The 16,229-nt window shown below is 40.9% G+C and carries 14 protein-coding genes and 1 riboswitch; of the genes, 8 read left to right on the top strand and 6 right to left on the bottom strand.

The features are described 5' to 3' along the window. Positions 1–8 precede the first annotated feature (8 nt). Entirely contained in the window at positions 9–596 is a 588-nt protein-coding gene (locus tag ACGLYD_RS04290; protein ID WP_082786518.1) for a VanZ family protein, read from the top strand. 78 nt (positions 597–674) lie between these two features. After that, positions 675–1,337, top strand: a complete 663-nt coding sequence (locus tag ACGLYD_RS04285) for a GntR family transcriptional regulator (RefSeq protein WP_067207436.1) — start codon at positions 675–677, stop codon at positions 1,335–1,337. Positions 1,338–1,748: 411 nt separating this feature from the next. Here the strand turns inward: ACGLYD_RS04285 and brnQ are convergent, their stop codons facing one another. From brnQ to ACGLYD_RS04270, 3 genes are all read right to left on the bottom strand, one after another. Beyond that, the gene (gene brnQ, locus ACGLYD_RS04280; RefSeq protein ID WP_187047268.1) at positions 1,749–3,104 is read right to left on the bottom strand and encodes a branched-chain amino acid transport system II carrier protein; all 1,356 of its coding nucleotides are present in this window, start codon (positions 3,102–3,104) and stop codon (positions 1,749–1,751) included. Positions 3,105–3,338: 234 nt separating this feature from the next. Continuing rightward, positions 3,339–6,416, bottom strand: coding sequence for an AAA family ATPase (locus ACGLYD_RS04275; protein ID WP_399631567.1), 3,078 nt, complete (start codon positions 6,414–6,416; stop codon positions 3,339–3,341). Next, positions 6,413–7,570: an exonuclease SbcCD subunit D gene (locus ACGLYD_RS04270; RefSeq protein WP_342537873.1), complete on the bottom strand. Its 1,158-nt coding sequence runs from the start codon at positions 7,568–7,570 to the stop codon at positions 6,413–6,415. The genes ACGLYD_RS04275 and ACGLYD_RS04270 overlap by 4 nt, the downstream gene beginning before the upstream one ends. Positions 7,571–7,720: 150 nt before the next feature. Then, positions 7,721–7,824, top strand: a riboswitch (TPP riboswitch). A 107-nt stretch (positions 7,825–7,931) separates the two neighbouring features. Between ACGLYD_RS04270 and tenA the strand changes: the two genes are divergently transcribed. Genes tenA through ACGLYD_RS04250 form a run of 4 tightly spaced genes read left to right on the top strand, consistent with a single transcriptional unit; the run spans position 7,932 to position 11,071 of the window. Then, positions 7,932–8,624, top strand: a complete 693-nt coding sequence (gene tenA, locus ACGLYD_RS04265; protein WP_067207426.1) for a thiaminase II — start codon at positions 7,932–7,934, stop codon at positions 8,622–8,624. Beyond that, positions 8,611–9,360 carry an ABC transporter ATP-binding protein gene (locus ACGLYD_RS04260; RefSeq protein WP_338652972.1) on the top strand — a complete coding sequence of 250 codons (750 nt, stop codon included), beginning with the start codon at positions 8,611–8,613 and terminating at the stop codon, positions 9,358–9,360. Before tenA ends, ACGLYD_RS04260 begins: the two co-directional genes overlap by 14 nt. Next, entirely contained in the window at positions 9,357–10,097 is a 741-nt protein-coding gene (locus tag ACGLYD_RS04255; protein WP_399631562.1) for an ABC transporter permease, read from the top strand. Before ACGLYD_RS04260 ends, ACGLYD_RS04255 begins: the two co-directional genes overlap by 4 nt. Beyond that, positions 10,094–11,071 carry an ABC transporter substrate-binding protein gene (locus ACGLYD_RS04250; RefSeq protein WP_399631560.1) on the top strand — a complete coding sequence of 326 codons (978 nt, stop codon included), beginning with the start codon at positions 10,094–10,096 and terminating at the stop codon, positions 11,069–11,071. Before ACGLYD_RS04255 ends, ACGLYD_RS04250 begins: the two co-directional genes overlap by 4 nt. A gap of 207 nt (positions 11,072–11,278) precedes the next feature. Here the strand turns inward: ACGLYD_RS04250 and ACGLYD_RS04245 are convergent, their stop codons facing one another. From ACGLYD_RS04245 to ACGLYD_RS04235, 3 genes are read right to left on the bottom strand one after another with little or no spacing between them, the layout of a single operon-like run. Then, positions 11,279–12,211, bottom strand: coding sequence for a metal ABC transporter solute-binding protein, Zn/Mn family (locus ACGLYD_RS04245; protein WP_399631558.1), 933 nt, complete (start codon positions 12,209–12,211; stop codon positions 11,279–11,281). A 33-nt stretch (positions 12,212–12,244) separates the two neighbouring features. Next, positions 12,245–13,102: a metal ABC transporter permease gene (locus tag ACGLYD_RS04240; RefSeq protein WP_067213888.1), complete on the bottom strand. Its 858-nt coding sequence runs from the start codon at positions 13,100–13,102 to the stop codon at positions 12,245–12,247. Then, positions 13,102–13,842: a metal ABC transporter ATP-binding protein gene (locus ACGLYD_RS04235; RefSeq protein WP_067207414.1), complete on the bottom strand. Its 741-nt coding sequence runs from the start codon at positions 13,840–13,842 to the stop codon at positions 13,102–13,104. Before ACGLYD_RS04235 ends, ACGLYD_RS04240 begins: the two co-directional genes overlap by 1 nt. A 522-nt stretch (positions 13,843–14,364) precedes the next feature. On the opposite strand from ACGLYD_RS04235, the gene ACGLYD_RS04230 reads away from it, so the two are divergent. After that, complete coding sequence (locus tag ACGLYD_RS04230) at positions 14,365–15,150, top strand: enoyl-CoA hydratase-related protein (protein WP_399631555.1); 786 nt, start codon at positions 14,365–14,367, stop codon at positions 15,148–15,150. Between the two features lie 15 nt (positions 15,151–15,165). Then, on the top strand, positions 15,166–16,200 hold the full coding sequence (locus ACGLYD_RS04225) for an enoyl-CoA hydratase/isomerase family protein (protein WP_354314426.1): 1,035 nt from the start codon (positions 15,166–15,168) through the stop codon (positions 16,198–16,200). Positions 16,201–16,229 lie beyond the last annotated feature (29 nt).

The following is a 16,229-nucleotide window of genomic DNA, read 5'->3' as shown; positions in this document are numbered from 1 at the left end:
TGGATTTAATGACTACAATCTTAGGGTATATCGCAGAAATGATTCCTTATCTATTCATCGCTTTGCCAATCATCCTCATCACCCGCATCATTTACAATAAAATACGCGGATATGTGAAACTTCATGTCTACCATGAAATTGGTGTTGTCATCTTTTTATTATTCATGACGGCGTTATTTTCACAAACAATCCTGACGTTTCTTTATACAGGACCGGTCGTTACACGCTCATTTTCGAATGTAAATCTTATTCCTTTCAGGGTTTTTCAAGATAATTATTATGCCATTACGGAATTGAATTTCTGGCAGCCATTTATTATAAATTTTTTAGGTAATATATGCATTTTCATGCCCATTGGTTTTATGATTCCTTTATTATGGAGCAAATTCAATCGATTTTGGAAAGTTTGTTTGATTGGGTTAAGCATATCTCTTTTTATCGAAATAACGCAGTTGTCCCAAGCCAGAAGTAGCGATATTGATGATTTATGGTTAAACACACTAGGTAGTATGATTGGTTACTACGTGTACATTGTTATGAAAAAACGCTTTCCGAAGACAAACCATCTTTTTAAAAACAGAAAAATTCACTCGTAATATATTGCATATCTTCCAACTGAGCTTACTTTATTGTATACTAGAGCAATAATGACAAATACAGGATGGTGATTCAAAATGCCGGTACCGACAGATCATACGAAGCCACTTCGAATTTCCGCAAAGGAAAATGCATTTAACCAACTCCAGCAATGGATTATAGATGGCACATTACATCCAGGTGAAAAGTTAAACGATACAGAACTTGCCGGGGCGCTCGGGGTTAGCAGGACACCTATTCGTGAATCGTTGCAATTGCTTGAAGTGCAAGGGTTTGTGAGAATGTATCCTGGGAAGGCAACGCAAGTAACGGAAGTCGATAAAGAATCTATCACAGACCTCCTTCCACCCCTCGCAGCATTGCAAGCCTTATCCGCTGAACTTGCAATCCCGCAGCTGACAGAAGAGACGATCGCCTTACTTGAAAGTACGAATAGAATATTTGCCCATGCAGTCTATACTGAAGATTACTTTTCTGCTTTAAAAATCGACGAAGAGTTTCATCAGATTATCGTTGACGCAGCGGACAATCCATACATCATAACTATGGTCGCTTCACTTCAAGCACATGTCAGAAGATTATTCTTCCATAACTCTATTATCTTAACTGAAAAATCGATTGATGAGCATGATAAAATTATCAATTCAATGAAAGAACGGGATCCTATAGCTGTTTCCTCAATTATGAGTGGAAACTGGCTACGTGCGATTGAAGAATTTCATTCTCTCAAATCAAATTAGCACATGTATAGATTAACCCCCAAAAACAGTAAATAACTTGATCAAACACTAGACGCTTTGTGTACAGTTATGTTTGAATTGCTTTGGATTGAAGGACCTCTATACGATTACCGAGAGGTCTTGATGTGTAGGTATGCGACAGGCAACTATTCGTAACAGAATTACCTAGGATGGAATGAACTGCAATTCCTCCCCAAAAGTGTGGCTAGAACTGACAATGTCATTTCTAGCCACACTTGCCCCTCGGTAAATATGTCATGAATAGTTCGCCGAAAGCAAACCGGTAATGATCCAGTGAAAAGGGATTTTTCCAAGCCCTACTCGCCAGTATTTTATGCCAATAAATGGTTAATCAACAGACGAGTCAATTATAATAAAAAGCCGATTCCTCAGTGAGGAACCGGCTTTTTATTATAATTCTACTGTAGGTTTTTTCCGAATGCGTGCGGCTATTCCGGTTATTAGTATGACAACGAGTACCGGTAAAAGCCAACCAAGCCCTTCCTCATAGAAAGGAAGTACACGATCATAAAAGGATATAATTGGGGCTAACCAATCAAAATACGCTATCTCAAGTGATTTACAAAGTGTTTTAAATCCATCAATAATACTAATCATAAATGCAACGACCGTTGCTGATACATACACTACACGAGCATGGTTGAATAGCGGTGACAGGAATGTCAGAATCATTAAAACGACTGACAACGGATACAAGAACATCAATACCGGAATCGAATACGTAATGATATTCGCCAATCCAAAATTCGCGATAACGAAACAGAATGTTGAGAAGAAAATAACGAAAACTTTGTAGCTAATTTTCGGCATAATTGTATTGAAATATTCACCACATGCAGTAATCAGTCCGATACTCGTAGTCAAACATGCGAGTAGGATTACTACAGCGAGCATAACCAATCCAAATGTCCCCAAATAATGAGATGATGCACCGCTTAATACAGGTCCGCCCGTATCAAAGAGTCCAAATAACTCTGTGCTCGTCGCCCCTAAGTAAGCAATTCCTACATAGATAATCGCAAGGAATGTAGTCGCAATCGCACCTGCTTTTGCTGTCGCCATTAGAATTTCACGTTTATTCGTCACACCCATCGAGCGGATTGCGTTAATGACGATAATCCCGAAGACCAATGAAGCGAGTGCGTCCATTGTGTTATAACCTTCCATAACGCCTTTTATTAACGCTCCGCTTGTATAATCGCCTTGCGGTGATTGAATTACACCCATTGGTTTTACAATAACCATAACCAACAAAGCGAACAAAAGTACGATGAGTGCTGGTGAAAGGATTTTACCTACACGGTCAACGATTTTCGCGGGATTTAATGATAACCACAATGTAAGACCAAAGAACAATAAAGTAAAGATAATTGTAGCAATCTGCATATATTCCGCGCTAATAAACGGAGAGATTCCAATATCAAATGCGACTGCACCTGTACGTGGTGCGGCGAAGAATGGACCAATTGTTAAGTATAAAAGTGATGTGAAAACAACTGCATAAACTGGATGTATCCGGCTTGCAAGTTGCTGTAAATTTTGGCTCCCCGAGAAGCCCATCGCTAAGATGCCGAGAAATGGAAGCCCAACTCCAGTAATTAAAAACCCAAGAACAGCTAGCCACATGTTCGTTCCAGCATATTGCCCAAGCTGTGCTGGAAAAATAAGATTTCCTGCTCCAAAAAATAGTGCGAATAGCATCAAGCCAATGGCAAGATACGATGAAAATGATAACTTCTTTTGCATAACTTCAGTTCCCCCTTGATGTAAATAACATTACACGTATGCAATATATCGCTGAATTAATAATACTCTTTTCCTTTACAAAATGCAATATAATAATGGCAATTTATTATGTTAAAAAGAATAATAAAACATTGATTTTTCTGATATATTAACAATAAACAAATCATAATACTATTTTCGATATAATAATTGTCCGTTTGCATGATCGAACATGCAAACGGACATAAGATTAACTCATTTAATAGTAAACTTCGTGTGACTATGGCCTTCTTTTGCTTTTTTCACTTCGAGAATCGCAGGGAATGCAGCTTTCAGTTCTTCAACGTGAGAAATGACGCCAATCATACGACCTGATTTCTGTAGATCAATTAATGTGTCAATTGCTTTGTTCAACGACTCTTCATCAAGTGACCCGAATCCTTCGTCAATAAACATCGTATCAATTGACACCGAACCTTGGAAACTTTGAATGACATCTGCCATACCAAGTGCTAGACAGAGAGAGGCATTGAACTTTTCGCCACCTGACAATGTCTTCACGTCACGTGTTTGCCCTGTATAAGCATCATATACATCGAGACCCAGTCCACTTTGTCTCCCTCGTACTTCCTGACGGTCACTGCGGATTAAGACAAACTGCCCGTTCGACATTTCTTTCAAACGTTCATTCGCCGATTGGATAATACGTTCCAAGTATTCGATTTGAATATAGCGTTCGAATGACAACTTCAAACCGTTCTGTCCTCTTACGATATCGTAAAGGTCTGTGATTTTCCCATATATTCGTTCAAGTTCAATCACTGTTACGGATGACTGTACAAGTTTCTCCTTCAAACTGAATGCGTTTTTTTCATATTCTGAGGAAGCATTATAGTCAGTAAGAGCGGCTTCATAATCAGTTTTCAATTTGGCCACTTTCGTTGCCAAATCGCTCAAATCCACCACTTCTTTCCCTTCAAGCAGTACCCGTAACTCCCCTACTGCATCGCGTAAACTATAAAGTTGTTGTTTGAATACCGCCACTTTTTCTTTCAACAAAATGCGGTCAACTTCTTGCATTTTCGCCTCACGATAAGCCTGTTCTGTTGGGAATGCCGATTCTTCTAATGCTTTTTTGAATCTACTTTCCGCCTGCCCCCTCTTCCCTACAACTTCTTCCAAGGTTTCCCCAGCATGAATTTCTGCTACTTTCGCCGCCCCCAGCTTCTCGCTCGTTTCCTCACGCACTTTCTGGACTACTTCCCAAGCGTAATCTAATTCTTCTTTTTTCTTTTCAGTTTCAGCAATCCGCTCCTGAAGCGTGGCTAGTACCCGTACATCTTCGGGTATCGTTTGTAATGTCATGTTAAACAGGGCTAGTTGTGTATCATAGGACGATTTTTGTTGAAACAATGCACGTTCCATTTCAGTTTTCTGCGCCACGATTTGCGCTGTAATTACTTCTTTCTTTTTCAATTCCACTTTCAGATTAACAAGCAATTTTCGATCTGCGCGAAGCTTAGCCACTTCCGCTTCTAGCTTCTGTTTCACCTCATGTAAATTATTATTATCCTTTTCTATAGCTAACCGCTTCATTTCATTTTCTTTATCAGTTAACTGCTCGATTGTATTTTGGTAGGTAATAGCCGCGGTTCGGAATTGCCCCTCGACTTCTTTCAGCCGTTCTTTCTCCACTTCCAGCTTTTCCCTTGAAATGGTTACTTCAATTGTTTTATGCGATTTAGCGGGATGATGTTCACTCCCACATACCGGGCAGGATTCCCCGTCTTTTAAAGACTCAGCCAACATAGCTGCTTGGTTATTTAGCCAAAGTTGTTCTACTGCATCGTATTCCGATTTACTTTTCTCATAACGCGCCTCGTGATCATTCTTTCCTTGTTCCAATACGTGTATCCGATTTCGAATGGCAATGAATTCATCCAGTAGTTTGCACTTTTCAATCGTTTCATTTAGTTGATCGATACGTTCATCGTACTGAACTTGTCCCACTTCAAACATCTCGATTTCTACTTTTACTTTTTCCAAGTTCTTCGTTTCTTCATCTGTCATTCTAACGGTTTTCCCAAGTTCTTTTTCCAAATGATTGTTTTCTTTTTTCATCACACCAAGAGCAGTTTCCTTCGATGCCAAACTTGAAACAGCCGGAAGGAAATCTTTTAGTCGTATCAAACTTTCCGTCAGCTTTTCACGGTCAGTTTTTCTTGCTTCTTCCACTCGAAAACGCTGCCCAGCAAGTTCCATTTTTTCTGTTGCTATCTGGACTGCTTCCTTCGCATTCTTAAGATTACCTGCTTTCGTGGCAGTTTCTTCTTTCAATTTGAGTAATTGCATCTCAAGTTCACCGATTGAAACAGCTCGCTCTGCGTCGGCTATTTGTTGCTCTTTTTGTTCCACAATCGGCAAATGTTCCGTTAACTTATTTAACGATAATTCTTTTTGACGTAGTTCAATAAAACGTTCATTCATACTTTTCGCGGCGTGGTACATTTCTTGCATTTTTGTATGTTTTGCATAAACTTCATCGTAACTCTTTTTAACAACAACCGTCTTGTCTTGATAAAACGCAAATTCTTCTTCTAATCCTTGAACGACTTGATTCACATTGTAATGTTCATTCGCAAGAACAGTAAAGACCGATGACTCACGCTCGGGCAGTAAGGTCGCTATTTGTCCAATATGCCCCTCGCTCTGTTGCATCTCTTTCGTCAGAGTCGCTTGTGCGCTGTCTTTCTTCCCTTTTAGCTGCTCCACTATTTCACGGTACTTATCTGTTTTAAATATTTTCCGCATGATTGTTTCTTTATTTTCTGTATCAGACGTTAGAAACTTTCGGAACTCTCCTTGCGGCAGCATAACAATCTGACTGAATTGTGCTTGTGTAAAGCCGATTAGTTCTTCTACCTTCTTGTTAATTTCAGATACAATCTGCCTGTCGACAAGTGGTACCTCCCCGTCTTCCGTCAGTTCATAGAACTCGCAGCGCGCAGACGTTTCGGACTTGTTCCCCTGTTTGACATACGGTATTTGCCGCATGATGCGGTACGTTCGATTATGAATGTCAAACGTCAATTCAACGGTCGTTTGAACTGCGTCGTCTGCGAAGTCGCTTCGCATCGCACGATTATCCGTTCGATCTTCTCCGCTCGCCTGACCATATAGCGCAAAACAAATCCCATCAAATATCGTGGTTTTCCCCGCACCAGTAGCTCCTGAAATAACGAAGAGTTGATTGTCTTTCAATTCCCTGAAATCGACCGTTTCCGTCCCTTTATATGGTCCAAATGCCGTCATCATTAATTGAATTGGTCTCACAGCTGTGTCCCCTCCTTGTGCATAACTTCATGGAGCACTTCTGAAAAGAGGGTCTCCGTTTCTACGTCTGCCGCTTCTCCTTTCATCTCTTCGTAAAATGCTTTAAAGAGTGCTAAATCATCATGCTTCCCATGTTCCATACGTTGTTCATCAACCGCATTTGCGGTCAGCATGAGCACTTTACGCTCAACATGCATCGCGTTCGGATAGACTGACCGTACTTTTTCCATCGGGAATAAAACCGGAGTCTCATCTAGCAATTTAACAAAAACATAATCCTCACTTACTGGGTGCAACAAAATATGTTCCATCGTCCCTACAACCGTCCGCATATCATGCTTTGGCTTCAACTCCCGTTTCTCAACAGATACCTGCCCTGCAGCGTCAAGTTCGATAATTAGAAACCCTTTATTATGATGTTCTTCTGAAATCGAATATTTCATTGGCGAACCCGCAAATCGCACTGTTTCATTTAACACATAATGTGCCTGATGTAGGTGGCCAAGTGCAGTATAATTAAATCCTTCGAAAAGATGCGCCGACACATATTCTGCCCCACCAATTGCCAACGGTCGTTCGGAGTCACTCGTGTTATTTTCACTTTCTCCGTGAGGTGTCACAAAAGCATGTCCAACAAATACATGTCGGACCCCCTCTGCCATTTGTTCACGGATAGTTGCCGTCACTTTCTTCATCGCATCGTTATGGTTCACAATCGTTTCATCTTCGTGCAAATGTTTTACAACAGAAGGATCCGCAAATGGTACGAGATGGAAATGAACCTCACCGTAGTCATCTGACAAAACGACCGGTTCGATTACTTTCGTCATCTGACCTGCAATATGGTAGCCATTTACTCGCATCAATCCGCTTCCAAAATGGAGGCGTCCCGGGCTATCATGGTTTCCTCCAATCGCTAGGACAGGTATTCCAAGTTCCATAGTAATTTTTCCAAGCACTTCGTCAAGTAGTGCAATCGCTTCTGTAGGTGGCACCGCACGGTCATACAAATCGCCTGCGATAACGACCGCATCTGGCTTCTCTTTTTTGACTGCCTCTACAAATTGATCAAGCACATAACGCTGTCCTTCTGTCATATATATACCTTGAACGAGCTTGCCTAAATGCCAGTCCGCTGTATGGAAAAATTTCAAATTCATTTCCCCCTTCAATACTTTTTCTTTCTACTTTACAGGATAATTCTCGTAAAAGGAAACATACATTCCTTTCTAACTTTTCACAAAGTTAAGGTTGACCTTCTATTTTTAATATGCTTATAATGGGGATGAGTCCAATTTCATATGATCCACCGCTAGGGGTGCTCTAACAGAGCTGAGAGAGGCATGTGCCTTGACCCTTATAACTTGAACTGGTTAATACCAGCGTAAGGAAGAGGTGCTGACACAATAATTCTGCCGGTCTATTTTCCGGGATACTTTTGATTGTCTACAACCCACTTCTTCTTCAAGGAGTGGGTTTTTTGGTTTTCAAGAATACAAAGGGAGTGTTGATATCATGAAGTTCACTGACCGTTTGTTAGAAAAGACGTTACCAATCTGGAGACAGAATCATAGCCATCCGTTCGTACAAGGAATTGGCGATGGGACGCTTGATCCGGATAAATTCAGGTTTTATATGGTACAGGATTACTTGTATTTGATTGATTATGCAAAACTGTTTGCGATTGGGGCTGTAAAAGCCGACGACTTGGAAACGATGGGCAAATTCGCGACACTACTCGATGGGACGCTGAACAAGGAAATGGCCCTGCATCGAAGCTACGCACTGCGGTTCGGCATTTCTGAACAGGAACTTGAAAACGCTAAGCCGTCACCAATTGTTCTTGCCTATACACACTACATGTTACACGTCTGTCAAAATGGAACCGTTGCGGAAGTGATGGCTGCTCTGCTTCCTTGCGCATGGAGTTACTGGGAAATCGGTAAGGAGCTAAATGCTATTCCAGGTGCTGCCGATCACTCGTTATATGGCGATTGGATTCAGATGTATTCTTCGGATGAATTCAAGGAACTTGCGGGCTGGTGTATTGATTTAATGAACAAATCAGCAGAAGGAAAACCGGAGCATGAACTGTTAAAGCTCGAGGAGATCTTCCTCAATACAACTCGTTATGAATATATGTTTTGGGATATGGCAAATACAAAACAAATGTGGCCTGGAGTTGAAATGATAAATGCTATCGTTTGACGGTGTTTCATTCACGTACGAATCAGGCAACAGCATACTCGATAATCTGTCATTCAACATTCTTCCCAGTGAGTTTATTTCGATAATTGGTGTTAGCGGTTCCGGTAAAAGTACGATTTTTCGTCTTGTAACCGGATTAGATGAACCCTCAGGGGGTACCATTTCTCTTGAAGGGAATCCAAATACTCAGCGCCTTGGAAAGGTCGGCTATATGCCACAACAAGATTTGTTACTGCCTTGGCGAACCATTTTAGAAAATGCATGTCTTCCGCTTGAAGTAGCCGGATTAGATAAGAAGGCCGCCAAGGAACAAGTACAACCATTATTACAAGAGTTCGGTCTTGGTGGAACAGAGGATAACTATCCAGGAGAACTTTCGGGTGGAATGAAGCAGCGCGTCGCTTTCTTACGCGCTGTTCTTTCTGGCAATTCCCTACTATTGTTGGATGAACCGTTTTCAGCACTCGACGCCATCACCCGACTGGCTATGCAAGAGTGGCTCATCAATCTGTGGGAAAAGCGCAAATCAACTGTCCTTTTCATCACACATGACGTAGAGGAAGCACTGTTTCTGTCAGACCGTATTTTTCTGTTGCAAAACAAACCTGTCACTTCATTCGTGGAAATCGAAGTGCCTCTTGAAAGACCTCGAATAAGAAACGATTTACATCGCGCTGAAATGCTCGAGCTAAAAGAACTGCTTATCGGCAAGCTCAGAAGTGAGGTTTCGCTGTGAAAAATACGGCTTCCTTAGTAATCATTGCAGGATTTCTAAGTATCTGGGAGTTGGGTGCACGCCTTTACGGTAAAGCGTTCATTCTCCCTTCCCCTATACAAATTTTTTTACGTTTTTGGGAACTGAGGGAAGTATTATTGTTGAAACATCTACCGGTTACTTTGATGACGATTATTATCGGCCTAGCCATTTCGATTATTTCAGGAACAGCAATTGCAGTGCTAATGTCTTCCCGTCCAGGCATACGAAAAGCGCTCTATCCAATTCTCATTGCATCTCAAATGGTTCCTATTATTGCGCTTGCACCTATTTTTGTACTGTGGTTTGGTTACACAATTTGGAGCAAAGTTGCTGTTACTGTGCTCATCACATTTTTTCCGATAACAGTGAATACATTCGATGGTTTATCGTCAGGAAAAAAAGATATACAAGAACTTTTTTTGACGATGGGTGCTTCAAAAAAGGATATTTTCTATAAATATTCCGTACCAACTGCCCTCCCTCATTTCTTTTCTGGAATGAAAGTCGCTGTGACACTAAGTGTAATTGGCGCTGCAATCGGAGAATGGTTAGGCGCGCAGGCAGGCCTTGGTTACTTCAGTAGGCGTATGATGACGCAGTTCGATGGTGCAGCTGTTTTCGCACCCATCTTTGTACTGAGTGCCGTCGGAATCGGTCTATTCATCTGCGTGACCATTATTGAAAATCGAACGTTAAAATGGAGGATTAAAAATTGAAGAAAATCACATTATCACTTACAAGTATTGCGCTAATTCTATTGCTCAGCGCGTGCAATACTAATGAAAAAACAGAAAAGGTAAGTATCATGCTTGATTGGTATCCTAATGCTGTACATAGCTTCCTTTATGTTGCGGAGGAAAAAGGTTATTTCAAAGATGAAGGCATTGAACTGGATATCAAGTTCCCCACAAGTCCGACTGATCCTATTAACCTTGCAGCAGCAGGAAAAGTGACTATGGGCATCACCTATCAGCCTGACGTTATAATTGCAAAGTCTGAACAGAATATCGGCATTAAATCCGTCGGCGTTCTCGTTCGTTCGCCATTGAATCACGTAGCATTTTTAAAAGAAAGTGGTATCGAGTCACCAAAAGATCTAGAAGGAAAAACTGTAGGCTATTCAGGAATCCCTTTGAACGAAGCAATACTAGAAACAATGATGAAAGCAGATGGTGCAGACTACGGTAAAGTAAACATGGTCGATGTGGGGTTTGAATTAAATTCTGCATTGATTTCAAAAAAAGCAGACGCTGTTATCGGGGCATATATTAATCATGAAGTACCGCTACTTGAATATGAAGGATTTCCAACAGGGTATATTGACCCGACAGACTTCGAAATACCTTCGTTTTATGAACTTATTGTTGTGACAAGTGACGATACCTGGAAGAAAGACCAAAAGAACATCGAAGCATTTTGGCGCGCTGCCGGAAGAGCCTTTGATGATATGGAGAAAGATCCTGAAGAAGCGCTGTCTATCTTGCTAAAATACCAGGATGAAGCGAATTTCCCACTCGTCGAGGTTGTTGAAAGAGAGTCACTTTCGATTCTTCTTCCGAAAATGACAGCACCTGGTACGTTTGGTAAGCAGGATGAACAGGCATGGCAAGCAACTGCCGATTGGATGACAGAAACCGGTTTATTGAAAAACGAAGCAAATCTTGATGGGATTTTCATTAATATGGACTAACAAAAAACAAGCTTATACTGAGTTTATCACCGTTATGGATTGTATTATCACCGACTCAAACGAGGTTATCACCGCCATGGATTGCGTTATCACCGGCTCAAACGGACTTATCACCGCCATGGATTAGGTTATCACCGACACAACTATTTCCACCAAAAAGCAGCCAGGACTTTTGAAGTAAAAAGTCCTGGCTGCTACATCATTTTGTTATTGATTCAAACTACTATAAATCATGTCTGCGTTCCATCTTAGCATTTTCACATACGTATCGCCATCATCACCAGGTTTCCCTAGAGAGTCCGTAAAGATTTTCCCTTTAATCGGCACATTCGTTTCCCTTGATACCATCTCCATGCTACGTGGATCGATACTTGTTTCTAAAAATAATGCTTGAACCTTTTCCTCGTTGATAGTTGCAATGATAGTTGTCAGCTGTTCAGGTGTTCCTTCATGGTGTGAATTGATTTCCCAAATGTAGGCTGCATTAAAATCATACGCTTTGGAGAAGTATTTGAACGCACCTTCACTCGTCACGAGTATCCGTCGTTCTTCTGGGATCTTGTTCATTTTCTCCACGATTTCTTCATGAAGGGCTTTGAGTTCAGTGATATATGCATCCGCGTTTTCATCATAGATGTCTGCATTTTCTGGATCAATTTTCTTCAGGGATTTACGCACGTTTTCTACATACTTGATGCCATTGCGCACGTCAAGCCAAGCATGGGGATCTTCTTCCCCTAAATGGTCCTTCGAACTGAGGAGCATCGGTTCAACCCCTTCACTTACACGAAATACCGGCGCATCCTCCCCCGCTTTTCCAGCGGTTTCCATCAATTTAGTAAACCATGCATTTCCTTCTTCTAAATTTAGCCCGTTATAAAAAACAACATCTGCATCTGTCGTCAAAGCGACATCTGCCGGAAGTGGATCATATTGGTGAGGATCTGATCCAATCGGTGCAAGGCTGTGAACATCGACCAAATCTCCCCCGACATTTTTCACAATATCGTAGACAATCGAATACGTCGCAACGACTTGCAGTTTTTCACCCTTCTCTTTTGGAGCAGTCGCCCCTTGGTTACATGCCGACAACAAGACTCCAACAACAACCAGCGCAAACAATAGCATACTCTTTTTCATTCACAATCTTCCCCTTCTATTTTGAATTACCTTTTATAAAACGGCTGATTTTTGTTTATTTGTTCGAATAGCTCTCCACAATAAACCTTGTTTCGGTGAGAATATAAATGCTAAGAAAAATAAAGCGGTTGCGACGAGTACGATTGTTGCGCCAGATGCAAGATTGTACGTAAAGCTCAAATACAAACCAATTATCGCCGAAATCGTTCCACATGCAGCTGAAATGACTATCATGACAGACAGCCGATCAGTTAATAAATAAGCTGTCGAAGCGGGTGTAATAAGCATCGCAACGACTAATATGATGCCCACTGTCTGTAACGATGCGACCGTAACAAGTGTTAATAGAACCATTAAAAAGTAATGGATCATCTTAGTCGGAAGCCCATATGCTTGAGCCATAATCGGGTCAAACGAACTGACAAGCAACTCTTTATAAAATATAAACACACTTAACAACACGAAAATACCAACTATTAGTGTCATCCACATATCAGAAGGTCTGACCGCCAACACATTCCCAAACAGGATGTGATACAAATCTGTACTACTCTTCATAAATGTGATAAGGATAATCCCAGCGGCAAATGCAGCAGTAAACATGATGCCAATCGCAGAATCATTTTTCACACGACTGTTCTGGTTGATGAATCCTATACCGATAGCTGTTAAAATACCCGTTATTACCGCTCCGATAAAGAAATTGATACCTAGCATGAAAGAAATTGCGACACCTGGTAATACGGCATGAGATATCGCATCCCCCATCAGGGCCATTCCTCTTAAAATAATAAAACAGCCAATGACGCCACTAATGATGCCAACCATCACCGATGTAATAAGCGCTTTTTGCAGAAAACCATATTGCATAACTGCCTCGATGAAATGCATCATTTCGCCATCACCCCATCTAAAAACGATAATTGTCCGCCGTATGCTTTTGAAATCATTTGAGGCGTAAACACTTCTTTCACACTGCCCTTCGCAATTAACTCCTTGTTTAACAACAACAGTTCATCAAAATATTTTTCCGCCTTGTTCAAATCATGATGGACGACGATGATTGTTTTTCCTTCATCGCGCAACTCTTTTAAAATCTTCACAATCATCTCTTCACTCGTTGCGTCAATTCCAACAAATGGTTCATCGAGTAAAAACAAATCTGCCTGCTGAGCAAGTGCTCTAGCCAGGAAAACACGCTGCTGCTGACCGCCAGATAATTCTCCAATTTGCCGATCCTGAAACTCGATCATATCAACCTTTTCAAGGCACTTCAGAGCCAATGCCCTTTCCTTTCGCCCTGGCCTTTTTAATAATCCAACTGTCGGATACGTACCAATAAGAACTGTATCTTTGACTGTAATCGGGAAATCCCAATCGATTGTACTACGCTGCGGAACGTAAGCAATTCGTTTACGGACCTCTTTCAGCGTGGAACCAAGGATTGTAATATCCCCTTTATCTTTTGAAATCAAATTTAGTAACACTTTAAGCAAAGTGGACTTCCCTGCTCCATTCGGTCCAATGATTCCAACTGATTTCCCACTTGATATCGTGAACTCTATATCATGTAGCACTTCTTTTCCGAAATACGACACATGCAAATTCGAAACTACAATTGCATCTTTCATATTTACACACCTCCATATATCTATTTATATGCCGGAGTTTCCCAAGGGAAACTTTAAATCCAAATTTTTTTTGCCCTAGGGAAACTTTATAGGCAAAAAAATGAATTACATTATTGTTTCCCTCAGGAAACTTTACTAACTTCATAGTAGAACATCTAAAACCAAAAGTAAAGAAAAAAATATTTTTTTGAAAAATAACCCCTAGAAAGCCATACCAACAGCATCCGTAGATTCCCTGATTAGATTTCAGTTCACAGGCTTCAACCGATGAAAATCTCCCGACTACGAAAACTTTTATCTGACGAATAACTGTAAAACTGTCTAGACAGTTTTACAGTTCCATATTAATTAAACATTCCTACTACACACTCTTTAGACTGGCATGATAATTGCATAACTAATATATATATTGAACTAATGATTCTATATAATCACCAGCGAATGCGCCTCATAGGGGTGCCGAGCGTTGTTGAGTGGATTCTTTATGTCAACAAATATAGTTAATAAAGGAGTGGAGAAATCATGTCGAGAAATTTCACAAATCTACTGATTGAAGATGACATTGCAATCGTGGAAATAGACCATGCACCAGCCAATACATTGTCAACAGCATGCATTGCCGAACTAAGAGAGGTTTTTAAATGTCTTGCCAATGATGATAAGTTGAAAGCGATTATTTTAACTGGTGCAGGTCGCTTCTTTGTTGCCGGTGCTGATATTAAAGAATTCATTGACGCACTAGGTGACGACCAGAAAGGATTGGCAATGGCCACAGCGGGACAAGCAATTTGCAACGAAATAGAATCGGTGAAAAAACCCGTTATCGCAGCCATTAATGGTGCTTGTCTTGGTGGAGGATTGGAATTGGCTATGAGCTGCCATTACCGGATTGCCGTATCTGCAGCCAAACTGGGATTACCCGAGCTTCAACTTGGGCTTATCCCTACGTTCGGCGGAACGCAAAGATTGAGCAGGATAACCAGTACAGCCACTGCATTGGAACTAATTTTAACAAGCAAACAACTTAACGGCGACGAGGCAAAGGAAGCTGGACTTATCCAATTAGTCGTTTCCCCAGAAGATCTTTTGCCAACTGCTAAAACGATTGCCAAAGCATTTGTAGACGGTAAGAGTATGACCAGCATCACGCGAGCTGTAGAATGTATCATACAGGGAGCAAATGAATCCTTAGTAAATGGGCTAGAACGGGAACGTAACAATTTTGCTGAACTGTTTTTAACAGACGATGCCAAGGAAGGTGTACACGCATTTATTGAAAAAAGAAAACCGCTATTTAAACATACGTAAAAGGGGTTGTGAACAATGACAGAAGAAGTCCTTTTTTCAATAAGCGACAATGGAGTTGCTACAATTTTACTCAATCGGCCGAAAGCTTTAAACTCACTGTCCTTCGCGATGGTTCAAGCAATCGGGGAAAAATTAACAGATTGGAAGACAAACGAACGTGTCAAAGCTGTCATAATCAAAGGTGCAGGAACAAAAGGTTTATGTGCCGGCGGAGATATTAAAACATTATATGAAGCGAAAAATAGTGAAAATGGTCTCCAAAAAGCAAACGACTTTTTCACAGAAGAATATCAAACAGATTTATCCATTGCCCAATTCCCTAAACCAATCATTGCTTGTTTAGATGGTATTGTCATGGGAGGCGGCGTAGGTTTAACTTATGGTGCTTCTATTAAAATCGTTACCGAGCGTACCGTTTGGGCAATGCCAGAAATGACAATTGGTTTTTTCCCAGATGTAGGTGCCGCCTATTTTTTAAATAAGGCTCCGGGATTCATCGGAAGATATTTAGCATTGACGGCTACACAATTAAAAGCTGCAGATGTACTGTATATAAATGGAGCAGATCATTTTATGTCTCATGAAAAACTCCTGCTTTTCATCGATGAATTGGAGGGAAGGAAATGGGAGCAAACAACCATTGACACATTGCTCACAAAATACACATCAACCGCACCGGATGAAGGCAAACTAATATCTTTGCAAAAAGACATAGACGACCATTTCTCTCAGACGACGATAGAATCCCTCTTCGATGCCTTAGGGGAAAATGATACTTCATTCGCGAAAGAAGCCATAGAAACAATGCGTACGAAATCACCTGTATCATTAAAAGTGACACTAAAGCAGTTAATTGACGGCGAACAAAAAACATTGGAAGAATGCCTTGCCACAGACCTTATTCTTGCAATGAACTTCATGAAACACGAAGACTTTTTCGAAGGAGTTCGCTCTGTCTTGATTGATAAAGATTTAGCACCCTGCTATAAGTACCCACACATTTCATCTGTTTCGAATGAAATGGTCAATGGCTTTTTCATAGCCGACTAATTAGAGAAAGCCGAATCCCCCCAAAAAGG

The sequence above is a fragment of the Sporosarcina sp. SG10008 genome, assembly GCF_044569405.1.
GTDB classification, from domain to species: Bacteria; Bacillota; Bacilli; order Bacillales_A; family Planococcaceae; genus Sporosarcina; species Sporosarcina psychrophila.
Note: the sequence above shows the minus strand (reverse complement) of the source record. Positions and strands in the feature narration are given on the sequence as shown.

Excerpts from the sequence above, each read along its gene's own strand:
- ACGLYD_RS04290 (WP_082786518.1), top strand. The coding sequence starts at position 9 with ATGACTACAATCTTAGGGTATATCGCAGAAATGATTCCTTATCTATTC.
- ACGLYD_RS04285 (WP_067207436.1), top strand. The coding sequence starts at position 675 with ATGCCGGTACCGACAGATCATACGAAGCCACTTCGAATTTCCGCAAAG.
- brnQ (WP_187047268.1), bottom strand. The coding sequence starts at position 3,104 with ATGCAAAAGAAGTTATCATTTTCATCGTATCTTGCCATTGGCTTGATG.
- tenA (WP_067207426.1), top strand. The coding sequence starts at position 7,932 with ATGAAGTTCACTGACCGTTTGTTAGAAAAGACGTTACCAATCTGGAGA.
- ACGLYD_RS04260 (WP_338652972.1), top strand. The coding sequence starts at position 8,611 with ATGCTATCGTTTGACGGTGTTTCATTCACGTACGAATCAGGCAACAGC.
- ACGLYD_RS04245 (WP_399631558.1), bottom strand. The coding sequence starts at position 12,211 with ATGAAAAAGAGTATGCTATTGTTTGCGCTGGTTGTTGTTGGAGTCTTG.
- ACGLYD_RS04240 (WP_067213888.1), bottom strand. The coding sequence starts at position 13,102 with ATGCATTTCATCGAGGCAGTTATGCAATATGGTTTTCTGCAAAAAGCG.
- ACGLYD_RS04235 (WP_067207414.1), bottom strand. The coding sequence starts at position 13,842 with ATGAAAGATGCAATTGTAGTTTCGAATTTGCATGTGTCGTATTTCGGA.
- ACGLYD_RS04230 (WP_399631555.1), top strand. The coding sequence starts at position 14,365 with ATGTCGAGAAATTTCACAAATCTACTGATTGAAGATGACATTGCAATC.
- ACGLYD_RS04225 (WP_354314426.1), top strand. The coding sequence starts at position 15,166 with ATGACAGAAGAAGTCCTTTTTTCAATAAGCGACAATGGAGTTGCTACA.